Source organism: Streptomyces sp. NPDC014623 (assembly GCF_043088245.1).
Classification (GTDB): Bacteria; Actinomycetota; Actinomycetes; order Streptomycetales; family Streptomycetaceae; genus Streptomyces.
The window spans coordinates 105,124-120,390 of record NZ_JBIBZU010000020.1 but is presented as its reverse complement, the minus strand read 5'-3'; the positions used below and the strand labels follow the sequence as shown (position 1 = coordinate 120,390).

Genomic DNA, 15,267 nt, shown 5'->3' with positions numbered 1-15,267 from the left:
CCGGAGACCGGAGACCACATCCATGCCCGCCACAGACGCCCCCCGCCCCGTCGTCCTCGACCGGCGTGAAGGACCGTTCGGCGAAGTCGTCCTGCGTGAGCGCGGCGACGACTTCGAGATCATCGCCAACGGCTGCTTCCTGATGGACACCTCCGACGGCCGTTCCGAGCGCCTGCTGATCGACGCGGCGCTCGCCGCGCTGCCCGCCGGACGGCCCGGCCCCTCGGTGCTGATCGGCGGGCTCGGTGTCGGGTTCTCACTGGTGCGGGCCGCCACGGAGCCGCGCTGGGGCCGGATCGCCGTGGTCGAGCGGGAGCAGGCCATCGTGGACTGGCACCTCGGCGGACCGCTCGGCCGCGTCTCCGGGAAGGCGCTCGCCGATCCGCGGACCGAGATCCTCCGCACCGATCTCGTGGCCCATCTCCGTACGGCCACGGAGCGTTATGACGCGCTGTGCCTGGACATCGACAACGGCCCCGACTGGACCGTCACCCAGGGTAACGAAAGTCTCTATTCGCCCGCCGGTCTCGCGGCCTGCCACGCGCGTCTGACGCCCGGCGGAGTCCTCGCCGTCTGGTCCGCACAGCCGTCGGCCGCCTTCGAGCAAGCGTTGCGGAATGCCGGATTCCGCGCGGTAAGGACCGAAGAGGTAGCGGTTGCCCGAGGTGTGCCGGACGTGGTCCATCTCGCACTCCGGGAGCACTGAACCCCCACCCCGTATGCACATCCCTGCCCCACCATGGAACAGGTGGCACAAGTCCGCCGGTCCGTCTCCTTCCCGCGGGTAACACCTTCACGACGGGCAACACCCTGCGTAGCCGAGAGGCATCCTCTGCCTTTACGCTGCTGACCGGCACAAGGGTCACCGACGAAAACGACAAGCGATAACCGTGCCTCCGGGGGAATGGCCTCCGCGAGAACGGGCAGGGGCGGGGCGATGGAACAGACACACACCACCCACAACGGCGTCGCGGCCACCCCCGGGGCTCAGCGCCGGGTGCTGGTGGTAGAGGACGACCCGACGATCGTCGACGCCATTTCCGCCCGGCTGCGGGCGGAGGGTTTCCTGGTGCAGACCGCACTGGACGGCCCCGCGGCCGTGGACGCGGCGGAGGCCTGGCAGCCCGACCTGATGGTGCTCGACATCATGCTTCCCGGTTTCGACGGCCTGGAGGTCTGCCGCCGCGTACAGGCCCAGCGCCCCGTACCGGTGCTGATGCTCACCGCACGCGACGACGAGACCGACATGCTGGTCGGGCTCGGGGTCGGCGCGGACGACTACATGACCAAGCCGTTCTCCATGCGGGAGCTGGCGGCGCGGGTGCACGTGCTGCTGCGCCGGGTCGAGCGGGCCGCACTGGCCGCGGTGACGCCGCGCAGCGGCATCCTGCGCCTCGGCGAACTGGAGATCGACCACGCGCAGCGCCGCGTCCGGGTCCGCGCCGACGACGTGCACCTCACCCCGACCGAGTTCGACCTGCTGGTCTGCCTGGCCAACACACCGCGCGCGGTCCTGTCCCGGGAGCAGCTGCTGGCCGAGGTCTGGGACTGGGCGGACGCCTCCGGAACCCGTACGGTCGACAGCCACATCAAGGCTCTGCGCCGGAAGATCGGTGCAGAACGGATCCGTACCGTGCACGGCGTCGGCTACGCCCTGGAGACACCCGCGCCATGACGCGGCCGGGCTCGGGACTGCGGCCCTTCTCGATCAAGGCCAAGCTGGGCACGCTCGTGGTGATCTCCGTGTTCATCACGACCGGCCTGCTGATCGTCGCCCTGCGGACCAGGACCGAATTCCGGTTCATCACGGTCTTCTCGGTGATCGCCACGCTGCTGATCACCCAGTTCGTGGCCCACGGCCTGACCGCACCGCTGGACGAGATGCGCGCCGTCGCACGGTCCATCTCGCACGGTGACTACACGAGACGGGTGAGCGGCGCCGGGCGGCGGGACGAGCTCGGGGACCTGGCCCAGACGATCAACCGCATGGCGGACGACCTGGAGGCGGAGGACCGGCACCGCAAGGAGCTGGTGGCCAACGTCTCCCATGAGCTGCGCACACCGATCGCGGCTCTCAGAGCCGTCCTGGAGAACGTGGTGGACGGGGTGTCCGCCGCGGATCCCGAGACGATGCGTACGGCGCTGAAACAGACCGAACGTCTGGGCAGGCTCGTGGAGACCCTGCTGGACCTCTCCCGGCTGGACAACGGTGTGGTGACGCTCAAGGCGCGCCGCTTCGAGGTCTGGCCGTATCTGTCGGGTGTGCTGAAGGAGGCGAATCTCGCCTCCTCACAGCGCCGGCTCTCCTCCGGTTCGGGTAACCACTCCCGTACGGACGTCCATCTGCACCTCGACGTGTCGCCACCCGAGCTGACGGCGTACGCGGACGCGGAGCGCCTGCACCAGGTGGTCGCCAATCTGATCGACAACGCCGTCAAGCACAGCCCGCCGCACGGCCGGGTCACGGTGCTGGCGCGGCGCGGGGAGTATCCCGAGTCGCTCGAACTCGAGGTCATCGACGAAGGGCCCGGCATCCCGGAGGCGGAACGCCACCGGGTCTTCGAGCGCTTCAACCGCGGCCAGGCGCCGTCCCCGCACGGGCCGGGCAGTGACGGCGGCACGGGGCTCGGGCTCGCGATCGCCCGCTGGGCGGTGGATCTGCACGGCGGCCGCATCGGGGTGGCCGAATCCGCCCGCGGCTGCCGGATTCAAGTCACTCTTCCGGGGAACGTGCAGATCAATGGCTGACCCTGCGTTCGAAGCGGAGGACCCCGTTTCTCCTTCCCGCCCGGGAAAGAGATACGGTCCAGGGGGCCGTAGCACCGGCCTCGCGTACCGAAAGGCAGTGGAACCCTGCTTGTTTCCCGCCATTTCATGCGCCGAAACCCGGCTTCCGATGTGATGTGCACGACGAAGCCCGGCCCGGCCTGCACGTAACGGCTCGGGAGGCGTAGCCTTGATTTCCGCTGTCCATCACCTTGTGAAGCGGAAGAGGGCGGTTGCCGCCGTGTCGTCTCAGTCCCCCAGTAACTCGAGCATCTCGACCGATCAAGAAGCAGGCTCCGGGTCCGACCCGGCCGCCGCTTTCGGCCCAAATGAGTGGCTCGTCGACGAGATCTACCAGCAGTACCTCCAGGATCCCAGTTCGGTCGACCGTGCCTGGTGGGACTTCTTCGCCGACTACAAGCCGGGCACGTCCGGCACGGCGGACAAGCCCGTCCCCGCACCTGCGGGAGAGGTGACCCCGGCTCCGGCCGCCACCGCCGCGAACAGCACCGCCCCGGCGCAGGCCGCGCCGCAGGCTCCGGCCGCGGCCCCGGCCGAGCAGCCCGCGGCCGCCGCTCCGGCGGCGCCCGCGAAGGCCCCTGCCGCCCCCGCGAAGGCCGCCCCCGCGAAGACCGTGCCGGCGAAGGCGGCCCCGGCGCCCGCGAAGGCCGAGGCTCCGGCCGAGGCCCCCGGCGGCCCCGAGTTCGTGACGCTGCGCGGCCCGTCGGCCGCCGTGGCGAAGAACATGAACGCCTCGCTGGAGCTGCCGACGGCCACATCGGTCCGCGCGGTGCCGGTGAAGCTGCTCTTCGACAACCGCATCGTCATCAACAACCACCTGAAGCGCGCCCGTGGCGGGAAGATCTCCTTCACGCACCTCATCGGGTACGCGATGGTGCAGGCCCTCAAGGCCATGCCGTCGATGAACTACTCCTTCGCGGTGAAGGACGGCAAGCCGACCCTGGTCAAGCCGGAGCACGTCAACCTCGGCCTGGCCATCGACCTGGTGAAGCCGAACGGCGACCGCCAGCTCGTCGTCGCGGCCATCAAGAAGGCCGAGACGCTCAACTTCTTCGAGTTCTGGCAGGCCTACGAGGACATCGTCCGCCGTGCCCGTGTCGGCAAGCTCGGCATGGACGACTTCTCCGGTGTCACCGCCTCGCTGACCAACCCCGGCGGCATCGGCACCGTCCACTCGGTGCCCCGCCTGATGCCCGGTCAGGGCCTCATCATGGGCGTCGGCGCGATGGACTACCCGGCGGAGTTCCAGGGCACCTCGCAGGACACCCTGAACAAGCTGGGCATCTCGAAGGTCATGACCCTGACCTCGACGTACGACCACCGGGTCATCCAGGGTGCCGCGTCCGGCGAGTTCCTCCGTGTGCTGGCCCAGCTCCTGCTCGGTGAGAACGACTTCTACGACGAGATCTTCAAGGCGCTGCGCATCCCCTACGAGCCGGTCCGCTGGCTCAAGGACATCGACGCCTCGCACGACGACGACGTCACCAAGGCCGCGCGGGTCTTCGAGCTGATCCACTCCTACCGGGTCCGCGGTCACGTGATGGCCGACACCGACCCGCTGGAGTACCGCCAGCGCAAGCACCCCGACCTGGACATCACCGAACACGGCCTCACCCTGTGGGACCTGGAGCGCGACTTCGCGGTCGGCGGTTTCGCCGGCAGGACGATGATGAAGCTCCGCGACATCCTCGGCGTCCTGCGTGAGTCGTACTGCCGCACCACCGGCATCGAGTTCATGCACATCCAGGAGCCGAAGGAGCGCAAGTGGCTCCAGGACAGGGTGGAGCGTCCGCGCCCGGCTCCGGAGCGCGAGGAGCAGCTGCGGATCCTGCGCCGCCTCAACGCCGCCGAGGCGTTCGAGACGTTCCTGCAGACCAAGTACGTCGGCCAGAAGCGCTTCTCGCTGGAGGGCGGCGAGTCCGTCATCCCGCTGCTCGACGCGGTCATCGACTCCGCCGCCGAGGCCCGCCTGGACGAGGTCGTCATCGGCATGGCCCACCGCGGCCGGCTGAACGTGCTGGCGAACATCGTCGGCAAGTCGTACGCGCAGATCTTCCGTGAGTTCGAGGGCAACCTCGACCCGCGGTCGATGCACGGCTCCGGCGACGTCAAGTACCACCTGGGCGCCGAGGGCACCTTCACCGGCCTGGACGGCGAGCAGATCAAGGTCTCGCTGGCCGCCAACCCCTCGCACCTGGAGGCGGTCGACCCGGTCCTGGAGGGCATCGCCCGCGCCAAGCAGGACATCATCAACAAGGGCGGCACGGACTTCACGGTCCTGCCCGTCGCGCTCCACGGCGACGCGGCCTTCGCGGGCCAGGGCGTCGTCGCCGAGACGCTCAACATGTCGCAGCTGCGCGGCTACCGCACCGGCGGCACCGTGCACGTGGTGATCAACAACCAGGTCGGCTTCACCGCCGCCCCGGAGTCCTCGCGCTCCTCGATGTACGCCACCGACGTGGCGCGCATGATCGAGGCGCCGATCATCCACGTCAACGGCGACGACCCGGAGGCCGTGGTCCGCGTCGCGCGGCTCGCCTTCGAGTACCGGCAGACGTTCAACAAGGACGTCGTCATCGACCTCATCTGCTACCGCCGCCGCGGGCACAACGAGGGCGACAACCCGGAGTTCACCAACCCGCAGATGTACACCCTGATCGACAAGAAGCGCTCGGTGCGCAAGCTCTACACCGAGTCCCTCATCGGTCGCGGCGACATCACGCTGGAAGAGGCCGAGCAGGCGCTCCAGGACTTCCAGGGCCAGCTGGAGAAGGTCTTCGCGGAGGTCCGCGAGGCCACCTCGTCGCCGTCGCAGCCGCACGTCCCGGACGTGCAGGCGGAGTTCCCCGTCACCGTGAACACCGCGGTGTCCTCCGAAGTCGTGAAGCTGATCGCCGAGTCGCAGGTCAACATCCCCGACGGCATCACCGTGCACCCGCGTCTGCTCCCGCAGATGCAGCGCCGGGCCGCCTCCGTGGAGAACGGCACGATCGACTGGGGCATGGGCGAGACCCTCGCCATCGGCTCACTGCTGATGGAGGGAACCCCGGTCCGGCTCGCCGGCCAGGACACCCGTCGTGGCACGTTCGGCCAGCGTCACGCCGTCCTCGTCGACCAGAAGACCGGCGAGGACTACACCCCGCTGCTCTACCTCTCCGACGACCAGGCCCGTTACAACGTCTACGACTCGCTGCTCAGCGAGTACGCGGCGATGGGCTTCGAGTACGGCTACTCACTGGCCCGCCCGGAGTCCCTGGTGATCTGGGAGGCCCAGTTCGGTGACTTCGTCAACGGCGCCCAGACCGTCGTGGACGAGTTCATCTCCTCGGCCGAGCAGAAGTGGGGCCAGACGTCCGGCGTCACCCTGCTCCTCCCGCACGGTTACGAGGGCCAGGGGCCGGACCACTCGTCCGCCCGCCCGGAGCGTTTCCTGCAGATGTGCGCGCAGGACAACATGACGGTCGCGATGCCGACCCTCCCGTCGAACTACTTCCACCTCCTGCGGTGGCAGGTGCACAACCCGCACCACAAGCCGCTGATCGTCTTCACGCCGAAGTCGATGCTGCGTCTCAAGGCGGCGGCGTCGAAGGTCGAGGAGTTCACCACCGGCGGCTTCCGCCCGGTGATCGGCGACGAGACGGTCGAGGCCGAAGCGGTCCGCAAGGTCGTCTTCGTCTCCGGCAAGCTCTACTACGATCTGGACGCCGAGCGCGAGAAGCGTGGCGACACGGAGACGGCGATCATCCGTCTGGAGCGCCTGTACCCGCTCCCGGGTGCGGAGATCCAGGCCGAGATCGCCAAGTACCCGAACGCCGAGAAGTACCTCTGGGCGCAGGAGGAGCCGGCGAACCAGGGTGCGTGGCCGTTCATCGCGCTCAACCTGATCGACCACCTGGACCTGGCCGTCGGTGCCGACGTGCCGCACGGTGAGCGCCTGCGTCGCATCTCGCGTCCGCACGGCTCGTCCCCGGCGGTCGGCTCGGCCAAGCGCCACCAGGCCGAGCAGGCTCAGCTGGTCACCGAGGTCTTCGAGGCCTGATCAGCGGCTGTGCACCGTCGGAGGGCCCGGCCCCGCGAGCATCTCGCGGGGCCGGGCCCTCCGCCTTTCCGGCCTCGTTATTCTGGTCGCATGTACTTCACGGACCGTGGCATCGAGGAACTGGAGAAGCGGCGCGGCGAGGAGGAGGTCACCTTCGAGTGGCTCGCCGAGCAGCTCCGCACGTTCGTCGACCTCAACCCCGACTTCGAGGTTCCCGTCGAGCGCCTGGCGACCTGGCTGGCCCGGCTGGACGACGAGGACGAGTAGTCACCGTCCGGGGCTTCCGCTTCCTCCGCCCGCACTCCTGATCCGGTTGTACGCGAGCCCCAGCACACCCTGTACGAGAAGGACCAGGCCCGCGGTGATCCAGCCGCCGCTGCGTCTGCGGGCGCCCCACAGGGCCAGCGGCAGACCCGTGGCGACCTGCGCCGTGGCCACCACGCGGGCCCTGGGGCCGCGCACCCAGGGGCCGAGACTGCCGCTCTCGACCACGTCGAGCCCCACGCGCGCGGCGTCGCGCAGGCCGGCCCCCTCGATCTGTTCCGCTTCGGGATGGGCCCCGGCGACCGAGCGGAGCCTGTCGGCGGGGTCTCCGGGCGTGAAACCGGGTGGCAGGGCCACTCCGGCCCGTGCGAGTACGGCGAGCAGTCCGCGCAGCCGTGCACCGGCGTCCGCTCCCGGGTCGGGGCGGGTGAGCGCCTCCAGCGCCTGCACGTCCAGGACGGGGTCGAGGCCCAGCCGGACGGCAGACGTCCGCATGGCCTCCTCCTCGGCGGCCGGGGTGCCGTCTGCGAGCCAGGTGTAGCCGACAGGGCGGCGGAAGCCCGCAGCGAGGGTGTACCCGGACCGGTCTCCGTCCCACCACAGGGCGAGCACCGGCCAGGCGGAACCCACCGCGAGGGCGGTGGCCCAGCCGCCGACGACGCGGTCGACGGGCTCGACGGTCCCGTCGGCCGGCGTTCCCCGGTAATCTGCGCGGCCGTCCTTCCGCCACGGCTTCCCCTCAGGGACGAGCACACTCCAGCCGGTCCCGGAGGGCACGAGCAGCATGCGCTCCTGCAGCAGGCGGGCCACGGGCCGTACGGACTCAGGATCGGCCCGGCAGAGAAGCAGGGCACCCACGGACGTTGCGGTCATATCCCACACGCTAGGGCAATTCACTCGTTCATGAACGCTTTTGCGGCGTCCGCCCCACCACTCCGCGAGCACCTTTTCGATTCCTCCTTGACTTTCGCGACCCGCGATATATCGTGTTCTTGAGAAGACGCGATATGTTGCGTCATGCCACCCAGTGGGAGGTCAGACCCATGCCGGAGTCGACGTGGACCGTCGCCGAGCCTCAGAAGCTCACTTTCGACGACCCCGTGACAGCACTCAGCGTGCGCATTGTCGACGGCATGATCAATGTCGTCGGCACAGACGAACCGACCGCCCGGCTGGAGGTGTCCGCCATCGACGGGCCACCACTGATCGTGACCCTGGAAGGCGGCACCCTCACCGTCGCCTACGAGGATCTGCCGTGGCAGGGCCTCCTCACCTGGCTCGACCACAGGAGTCCGCGCCGCAGCGCCGCGGTCTCGCTCGCCGTGCCGGCCGGTGCGGCGGTGGAGGTCGGCGCGATCGGCGCCGAGGCCGTCGTCTCGGGCATCCGGGGACGCACCGAGCTGCGGGGTATCTCCGGCGACAGCACCCTGGTGGGTCTTTCCGGTGTCGTCCGGGCCGAGACGGTGTCCGGCAGCCTGGAGGCCCAGACCGTCACCGGCGACCTCCGCTTCCAGTCCGTGTCGGGGGACCTGACGGTCCTCGAGGGCGCCGGCACCTCGGTCCGGGCGGAGTCCGTCACCGGCCACATGGTGCTCGATCTCGACACCTCGCCGAAACCGACGGACATCAGGCTGACCTCGGTGTCCGGCGAGATCGCCATCCGGCTGCCGCACCCGGCGGACGCGAAGGTCGAGGCGAACACCGCGAGCGGTACGGTCTCCAACGCCTTCGAGGATCTGCGCGTGGGCGGCCAGTGGGGGGCGAAGAAGATCACCGGCACACTGGGTGCGGGCACGGGGAAACTGAAGGCGACCACCGTCTCGGGTTCGATCGCCCTGTTGCGCCGCCCACCCGCCCAGAACAACACACACGATGCCGAGCCGTCCGGAAAGGTGCTCTGACATGGCCCCCGTATTCGCCCACGGCCGTCTGCGCCTGTACCTCCTCAAGCTGCTGGACGAAGCGCCCCGCCATGGATATGAGGTGATCCGCCTCCTCGAGGAGCGCTTCCAGGGGCTGTACGCGCCGTCGGCCGGCACCGTCTACCCCCGGCTCGCCAAGCTGGAGGCCGAGGGCCTGGTCACCCACGCCACCGAAGGCGGCCGCAAGGTCTACTCCATCACGGACGCCGGCCGGGCCGAGCTGGCTGGGCGCGGCGGCGAGCTGGCCGATCTGGAGCTGGAGATCCGTGACTCCGTCTCCGAGCTGGCCGCCGAGATCCGTGACGACGTGCGAGGTGCGGCCGGCCGGCTCCGTAACGAGATGCGAGCGGCAGCCTCGGAGTCCCGGCACACTTCCGGCGGCGGCCGGAGCGGGTGGGACGCCGGCCTCGGGGACAGCGAGGCGTGGCGCACCGCGAAGGAGGAGCTGCGCAAGGCCAAGCAGGAGTGGAAGGAACAGGCCCGCAGGGCGAAGGACGAGTCCCGCAAGGCCCGCGAGGACGCGGAGCAGGCTCGCCGTCAGGCCCAGGAGGCACACGAGAAGGCGCGGGAACAGATGCAGAATGCGGCGCGTCAGGTCCAGGAGCACTTCGCACGGGGTGACTGGCCCGCGGGTGTGCGGGACGGCCTGGCCGAGATCACCGGCCAGCTCGGCAGCTTCGCCAGGACCGGCACCTGGCCCTCATACAGCCGGCCGGCATCCGAGGACCCGGACATCGAGTGGGCCGCCGATACCACACCCACGGGCGATCCGGCCCGCGACCTGGACCGCCTGCTGGACCGCTTCCGCGACGACATCCGCGACACGGCCAGGGACCGCGGCGTCACCGAGACCCAGCTCGCGGAGGCCCGCCGTCATCTGGCCACAGCCGCGATACACATCGACTCGGCCCTACGGGGAACGGCCGACGAAACGATGGGCGCCTCCGGCACACCCTGACCCCGGCTGCCGCCCGGGCCGGCCTGGCACCCCCGGCCGGACGGCGTCGCCCGGTCAGCTCGCCCGGGCCCGGCCCTGCCCTCCGTCTCCGTACAGGGCGCGCTCCACCGTCGCGTAGGTCGCGCCGTGCTCGGCGAGGACGTCGGCGACGACTCCGGGGCAGGCGGTCAGAGCCAGCAGTAGATGCTCCTCGCCGATGAACCGATCACGTCGGCCGAGGGCGACGCGCAGCGACTTCTCCAGGACGCTCTTGGCACCGCTCGTGAAGGCGGGGCGGCCGGACCACCATCGCCGGTTCCTCCGGTCACCCGCCAGGACGCCTTCACCGTGGGCCTCCTCGATCCGGGCCACGATCTCCGTGACGTCGATGCCGATACCGGCGAGTGCCTGCGCGTCGGCCTTGGTGAGCCCGCCTCGACGGCGGGCCTCGGCGAGCGCCGTCTCCACCGAGGAGCGCCGGTCGGTGAGTCCGAGGGCGGCGACGGCGAAGGAGGTCCGGCTGCCCTCCTGGTCCAGCAAAGAGAGCAGCAGATGCTCCTCGGTGACCGAGTCCACGCCGGCCCGCTCCGCATGGGTTACCGCTCCGGTCACGGTGGCCCGGGCTCCCTTGGTGAATCGCTCGAACATCAATGCCTCCCGTACTTCTTGTGCACGGCCTGTCTGCTGACACCCAGCTCGGCAGCGATCTCCTGCCACGACCATCCCTGGGCGCGGGCGCTTCTCACCTGGACGGCTTCGAGTTGGTCGAGCAGCCGCCGCAGCGCGGCGACGGCACGCAGCCCGACGCGCGGGTCATGGTCACCGGCGCGTGCGGCGAGATCCGTTGCTTCGGTCATGACGTCAACTTACGTTGACAGTAGACTTCTGTCAACCATTGTTGACAACATCGGTGGCGAGGCGGGCATGGCGCTCCACGTCGTACCGGGTGTCCCCGTAGCGGAGCTTCTTCCGCTCGATCCCCTCCACGGCGAAGCCGGCCCGCAGGGCCACGGCACAGGAGGCGGGGTTGTCCGTCCTGTGTCCGAGCTCCAGCCGGTAGAGATCCAGTGCACCGAAGGCCCAGCGGGCCAGCGCCCGTACGCCCGCCGACGCGACGCCCCTCCTCCGCGCCGTTCCGACGGTCCAGTACGAGACCCAGCCGGTGTTGTGGACGTGGTTCACAGCCGCCACGGACACCGAACCGAGGGCGGCACCGTCCCTGACGACCGCCCATGTGTACGCGGTGCCCGCCGCCCGCTCGCTCGCGTGGGCGGCGATCCATTCCAGTGCCTCGGAAGGGTCCGTGACGGGCCGGCCTGGCGCACCGTCTCCTCGGGCCCGAAGGCGCGGAGCACCACCGGGGCGTCGTCGGGCCGCCAGGGCCGCAGCAGCAGCCCTTCCGGTGTCAGCAGTTCCGCTGCGCCCTCCGTTCCGCTGCCGCGCTCACGAGGTGGTGAGCACGATCTTCCCGAACAGGTTTCCGGCGGCGAGCCGCTCGAAGCCCTCACGGGCCCGGTCCAGCGGCAGGGTCTCATCGATGACGGGCCGCACACCGGTGGCCGCGCAGAACGACAGCAGGTCCTCCAGTTCGTCCTTGGAACCCATCGTGGAGCCGACGATCTTGAGTTCCAGGAAGAAGACCCGGGTCAGTTCCGCGTGCGAGGGCCGGTCGCCGCTGGTGGCACCGGAGATGACCAGGGTGCCCCCGGGCCGCAGCGACTTGACCGAGTGGGACCAGGTCGCCGCCCCCACGGTCTCGATGACGGCGTCGACACGCTTCGGCAGCCGCGCGCCGGGCTCATAGGCCTCGACGGCTCCCAGTTCGACGGCCCGCTCGCGCTTCGCCTCGTCACGGCTGGTGGCGAACATCCGGAGCCCGGCGGCCCTGCCGAGCACGATCGCGGCGGTGGCCACACCGCCGCCGGCCCCCTGCACGAGGACGGAGTCGCCGGGCCGCACGCCGGCGTTGGTGAACAGCATCCGATACGCCGTCAGCCAGGCGGTCGGCAGGCAGGCGGCCTGCGCGAAGGTGAGTTCCTTCGGCTTGGGCAGCACATTCCAGCGGGGGACGGTGACCTGCTCGGCGAAAGTGCCCTGGTAGCGCTCGGTGAGGATGGAGCGCGGCTCGTCCGGGCCGACTCCGTGCCCCGTCTGGCCGATGACGGAGTGCAGGACGACCTCGCTGCCGTCCTCGTCGATCCCTGCGGCGTCGCAGCCGAGGATCATGGGGAGCTTGTCCTCGGCGAGGCCCACCCCGCGCAGGGACCAGAGGTCATGATGATTGAGCGATGCGGCCTTGACCTGGACAGTGGTCCACCCGGGCCGCGACTCGGGCGCCGGGCGTTCGCCCAGCTCCAGTCCGTCGAGGGGCCGGTCACGGTCGATGCGGGCTGCGTAGGCGGCGAACATGGCCACGACGATAGGCCGTGACGTGCCGTGACGTAACCGTTCGGTGGTGTGACGCACACCCCAGCCCGAGCGCCGGGCGGCGGCCGGGTGCGGAGCCCGCGGGTCACGCGGAAGGGCGGGGCGGGGGCGGTGCCGCTCGTTTCGCGACCCGGCCCCCGCCCCGCCCTTCGTACGGCGTCAGCGCCGCGCGACGCCCTCCGCGCGCGCGGCCGCCGCCACCGCGGCGGTGACGGCGGGAGCGACCCGCTCGTCGAACGGCGACGGGATCACGTAGTCCGCGGCCAGCTCGTCGCCGACGACGTCCGCCAGCGCGTTCGCCGCGGCGATCTTCATGCCCTCGGTGATCCGGGAGGCCCGCACCTGCAGCGCGCCGGCGAAGATACCCGGGAACGCCAGCACGTTGTTGATCTGGTTCGGGTAGTCCGACCGCCCGGTCGCCACCACGGCCGCGTACTTGTGGGCGACGTCGGGGTGGACCTCGGGGTTCGGGTTGGCCATGGCGAACACGAACGCGCCGGGTGCCATCGAGGCCACGGCGGGCTCGGGGACCGTGCCGCCGGAGACTCCGATGAAGACGTCGGCGCCGGCCAGCGCCGTCTCCAGGGACCCGGTGATACCGGCCCGGTTGGTGAGCTCCGCCAGTTCACGCTTGACGTCCGTGAGGTCGTCACGGTCGCCGCTGACGATGCCCTTGCGATCGGCGACGGCGACGTCACCGATGCCCGCCTCCAGCAGGAACTTCGCGATGGCCACGCCCGCCGCACCGGCGCCGGAGATGACGGCGCGCAGATCACCGAGCGTCCGGCCGGACAGCTTCGCCGCGTTGCGCAGGGCCGCGAGCGTCACCACGGCGGTACCGTGCTGGTCGTCGTGGAAGACCGGGATGTCGAGACGCTCCTGGAGCTTGCGCTCGATCTCGAAGCACCGGGGTGCCGAGATGTCCTCCAGGTTCACCCCGCCGAAGGACGGCGCGAGACGCACCACGGTGTCGACGATCTCGTCCGCGTCGGTCGTGGCGAGCGCGATCGGCACGGCGTCGACCCCGCCGAACTGCTTGAAGAGAATTGCTTTGCCCTCCATCACCGGGAGGGACGCCTCGGGGCCGATGTCGCCCAGGCCGAGGACGGCGGTGCCGTCCGTGACGACGGCCACGACCTGCGACTTCCAGGTGTAGTCGTGGACGAGCTCGGGCTTCTCGGCGATGGCGCTGCACACCTTGGCCACGCCGGGCGTGTACGCGAGGGACAGGTCGTCCTTGTCACGGATCGGGACGGTGGCCTGCACGGCCATCTTCCCGCCGCGGTGGAGGGCGAAGGCCGGGTCGAAGGGCTCGTCCGCACTGCTGAGCCCCTCCGCACCGGCCGTGCCGTGCGTCTTGCTGTCGCTGCGAGGATTGACGATCTCCGCTGCCATTGTGTTGACCCCTTAAGTCTTCATCAGTTGAGGGTGGCCACTCCTGGTTGAGGAGGGGTGGGCGGGCACCGCGTACGTTCCCGGCACCGAGCGGTTGGACCGCTCCGGCAGGGGAGGCACGTACGCGCGGGCGCGCCGCACACGCGCCCTGAGCCCCGGATGAGGGGTGTAAAGGTCTTTTTTACCGGACGGACCAGGTCTCTTACGAGTCGGTATCGACTCGGTGACATGACTCATAGCCGAATATCTGGACAAGTCCACCAAGGGCTACAAAGGCCGTCCGTAGGTCGAGACGCACCGGAGATTCTCCGGAGGAACACGCACTTTCCAGCAGAAGGTCCGGCCTTGCCGTACCGGCCCGTTGAGGTTCGGGGGTCGCCCGTTACCCGATTTTGACATGCCTGGCCCCCTGATTGGGTGAGTCCGAATGGCAAGATGCCCTAATCACACAAGGTGGCGACACTCGAAGGTGCGTGCGTATCCACCTGACCAGCACTCCCTCACCGCCGGAGGATTCCGATCATGACCGCAAGCACCCTCTGTCGTACGACCGCGAAGTCCCGGATTGCCGCGGTCTGCGCAGTCGCGGTCGCCGGCACCCTGCTGCTGACCGCCTGCGGCGACCAGACCGACAGCGGCTCGACGAAGACCGGCGACGGCACGTCCGAGAACAGCGCCCCGCTCTTCGACAAGCTTCCCGAGAAGTACCGGAAGTCCGGTGTCATCAAGGTCGGCACGAATGCCGAGTACGCCCCGATGGAGTCCGTCGAGAACGGCAAGATCGTCGGTGTCGACCCCGACCTGGCCGAAGCGCTCGGCAAGCAGCTGGGTGTGAAGTTCGAATTCACCTCCGGCTCCTTCGACGGCCTGATCACCGCTCTCAACACGGGCCGCCACGACATCGCCATGTCGTCCATCACGGACAACAAGCAGCGCCAGGAGGGCCTGGACGACAACGGCAAGAAGCTCGGCAAGGGTGTCGACTTCGTCGACTACTTCCTGGCCGGCACCGCCGTGTACACCAAGAAGGGCAACCCCGAGGGCATCAAGTCCATCGAGGACCTGTGCGGCAAGGTCGCGGCGGTCCAGCGCGGCACCACGTACGAGGAGGCCCTGAAGAAGCAGTCCAAGGCCTGCACGGACTCCGGTGGGAAGGCCGTCAGGATCGAGTCCTTCGAGAACGACACCGAGGCCCAGACCCGCGTGAAGTCGGGCGGCGCCGTCGCCGGTGTCAACGACTACCCGGTCGCGGTCGACCTGGCCCGCAAGGCGGGCGGCGGCAAGGACTTCGAGGTCGTCGGCGAGCAGGTCGACGCCGGCCCGTTCGGCATCGCCGTGAACAAGGACAACACCGAACTGCGTGACGTGCTCAAGGAGGCCGTGGACGCGATCATCGCCGACGGCTCCTACAAGAAGGTGCTCGACAAGTGGGGTGCCGGCACCGGCGCGATCGACAAGGCCGCCATCAACGGCGGCAAGTGACCGGCGCACCACCG

At 69.8% G+C, this 15,267-nt stretch carries 13 protein-coding genes and 1 pseudogene; 8 read left to right on the top strand and 6 right to left on the bottom strand.

All coding sequences use genetic code 11. The features are described from left to right. The first annotated feature begins 22 nt into the window (after positions 1-22). The 5 genes from ACF1FZ_RS27815 to ACF1FZ_RS27795 all read left to right on the top strand — a co-directional run bounded on the left by ACF1FZ_RS27815 (position 23) and on the right by ACF1FZ_RS27795 (position 7,093). Positions 23-706 (top strand): spermidine synthase, encoded by a 684-nt coding sequence (locus ACF1FZ_RS27815; protein WP_391776126.1) that lies wholly within the window; start codon positions 23-25, stop codon positions 704-706. Positions 707-937: 231 nt separating this feature from the next. Continuing rightward, positions 938-1,675 carry a response regulator transcription factor gene (locus tag ACF1FZ_RS27810; protein WP_056794186.1) on the top strand — a complete coding sequence of 246 codons (738 nt, stop codon included), beginning with the start codon at positions 938-940 and terminating at the stop codon, positions 1,673-1,675. Then, the gene (locus tag ACF1FZ_RS27805; protein ID WP_391776125.1) at positions 1,672-2,748 is read left to right on the top strand and encodes an ATP-binding protein; all 1,077 of its coding nucleotides are present in this window, start codon (positions 1,672-1,674) and stop codon (positions 2,746-2,748) included. Before ACF1FZ_RS27810 ends, ACF1FZ_RS27805 begins: the two co-directional genes overlap by 4 nt. Positions 2,749-3,007: 259 nt before the next feature. Next, the gene (locus ACF1FZ_RS27800) at positions 3,008-6,826 is read left to right on the top strand and encodes a multifunctional oxoglutarate decarboxylase/oxoglutarate dehydrogenase thiamine pyrophosphate-binding subunit/dihydrolipoyllysine-residue succinyltransferase subunit (RefSeq protein ID WP_391776124.1); all 3,819 of its coding nucleotides are present in this window, start codon (positions 3,008-3,010) and stop codon (positions 6,824-6,826) included. A gap of 90 nt (positions 6,827-6,916) precedes the next feature. After that, complete coding sequence (locus ACF1FZ_RS27795; protein WP_097878907.1) at positions 6,917-7,093, top strand: DUF6104 family protein; 177 nt, start codon at positions 6,917-6,919, stop codon at positions 7,091-7,093. On the opposite strand, the gene ACF1FZ_RS27790 is transcribed toward ACF1FZ_RS27795, so the two are convergent. Next, positions 7,094-7,963, bottom strand: coding sequence for a hypothetical protein (locus tag ACF1FZ_RS27790; RefSeq protein WP_391776123.1), 870 nt, complete (start codon positions 7,961-7,963; stop codon positions 7,094-7,096). It abuts the gene before it with no gap. A gap of 170 nt (positions 7,964-8,133) precedes the next feature. Between ACF1FZ_RS27790 and ACF1FZ_RS27785 the strand changes: the two genes are divergently transcribed. Then, positions 8,134-8,991 carry a hypothetical protein gene (locus ACF1FZ_RS27785; RefSeq protein ID WP_391776122.1) on the top strand — a complete coding sequence of 286 codons (858 nt, stop codon included), beginning with the start codon at positions 8,134-8,136 and terminating at the stop codon, positions 8,989-8,991. 1 nt (position 8,992) lies between these two features. Beyond that, positions 8,993-9,970, top strand: coding sequence for a helix-turn-helix transcriptional regulator (locus tag ACF1FZ_RS27780; RefSeq protein ID WP_391776121.1), 978 nt, complete (start codon positions 8,993-8,995; stop codon positions 9,968-9,970). 54 nt (positions 9,971-10,024) lie between these two features. Here ACF1FZ_RS27780 and ACF1FZ_RS27775 read toward each other — a convergent pair whose 3' ends face one another. The 5 genes and pseudogenes from ACF1FZ_RS27775 to ACF1FZ_RS27755 all read right to left on the bottom strand — a co-directional run bounded on the left by ACF1FZ_RS27775 (position 10,025) and on the right by ACF1FZ_RS27755 (position 13,771). Then, the gene (locus ACF1FZ_RS27775; RefSeq protein ID WP_391776120.1) at positions 10,025-10,597 is read right to left on the bottom strand and encodes a Clp protease N-terminal domain-containing protein; all 573 of its coding nucleotides are present in this window, start codon (positions 10,595-10,597) and stop codon (positions 10,025-10,027) included. Beyond that, positions 10,597-10,806 (bottom strand): helix-turn-helix domain-containing protein, encoded by a 210-nt coding sequence (locus ACF1FZ_RS27770; RefSeq protein ID WP_391776119.1) that lies wholly within the window; start codon positions 10,804-10,806, stop codon positions 10,597-10,599. Before ACF1FZ_RS27770 ends, ACF1FZ_RS27775 begins: the two co-directional genes overlap by 1 nt. Before the next feature lie 31 nt (positions 10,807-10,837). Next, positions 10,838-11,361, bottom strand: a pseudogene (locus tag ACF1FZ_RS27765) (GNAT family N-acetyltransferase). A gap of 31 nt (positions 11,362-11,392) precedes the next feature. Next, a complete protein-coding gene (locus ACF1FZ_RS27760) occupies positions 11,393-12,358 on the bottom strand; it encodes a zinc-binding dehydrogenase (protein WP_391776118.1) in 966 nt (321 codons plus the stop codon). A gap of 177 nt (positions 12,359-12,535) precedes the next feature. Beyond that, positions 12,536-13,771, bottom strand: coding sequence for an NADP-dependent malic enzyme (locus ACF1FZ_RS27755; protein ID WP_391776117.1), 1,236 nt, complete (start codon positions 13,769-13,771; stop codon positions 12,536-12,538). Between the two features lie 522 nt (positions 13,772-14,293). On the opposite strand from ACF1FZ_RS27755, the gene ACF1FZ_RS27750 reads away from it, so the two are divergent. Continuing rightward, the gene (locus ACF1FZ_RS27750) at positions 14,294-15,253 is read left to right on the top strand and encodes an ABC transporter substrate-binding protein (protein ID WP_391776116.1); all 960 of its coding nucleotides are present in this window, start codon (positions 14,294-14,296) and stop codon (positions 15,251-15,253) included. Positions 15,254-15,267 lie beyond the last annotated feature (14 nt).

Bases quoted from the DNA above. Each gene is read 5' to 3' on its own strand.
- ACF1FZ_RS27815 (WP_391776126.1), top strand. From the start codon at position 23: ATGCCCGCCACAGACGCCCCCCGCCCCGTCGTCCTCGACCGGCGTGAA.
- ACF1FZ_RS27785 (WP_391776122.1), top strand. From the start codon at position 8,134: ATGCCGGAGTCGACGTGGACCGTCGCCGAGCCTCAGAAGCTCACTTTC.
- ACF1FZ_RS27760 (WP_391776118.1), bottom strand. From the start codon at position 12,358: ATGTTCGCCGCCTACGCAGCCCGCATCGACCGTGACCGGCCCCTCGAC.
- ACF1FZ_RS27755 (WP_391776117.1), bottom strand. From the start codon at position 13,771: ATGGCAGCGGAGATCGTCAATCCTCGCAGCGACAGCAAGACGCACGGC.
- ACF1FZ_RS27780 (WP_391776121.1), top strand. From the start codon at position 8,993: ATGGCCCCCGTATTCGCCCACGGCCGTCTGCGCCTGTACCTCCTCAAG.
- ACF1FZ_RS27750 (WP_391776116.1), top strand. From the start codon at position 14,294: ATGACCGCAAGCACCCTCTGTCGTACGACCGCGAAGTCCCGGATTGCC.
- ACF1FZ_RS27795 (WP_097878907.1), top strand. From the start codon at position 6,917: ATGTACTTCACGGACCGTGGCATCGAGGAACTGGAGAAGCGGCGCGGC.
- ACF1FZ_RS27775 (WP_391776120.1), bottom strand. From the start codon at position 10,597: ATGTTCGAGCGATTCACCAAGGGAGCCCGGGCCACCGTGACCGGAGCG.
- ACF1FZ_RS27810 (WP_056794186.1), top strand. From the start codon at position 938: ATGGAACAGACACACACCACCCACAACGGCGTCGCGGCCACCCCCGGG.
- ACF1FZ_RS27770 (WP_391776119.1), bottom strand. From the start codon at position 10,806: ATGACCGAAGCAACGGATCTCGCCGCACGCGCCGGTGACCATGACCCG.
- ACF1FZ_RS27805 (WP_391776125.1), top strand. From the start codon at position 1,672: ATGACGCGGCCGGGCTCGGGACTGCGGCCCTTCTCGATCAAGGCCAAG.
- ACF1FZ_RS27790 (WP_391776123.1), bottom strand. From the start codon at position 7,963: ATGACCGCAACGTCCGTGGGTGCCCTGCTTCTCTGCCGGGCCGATCCT.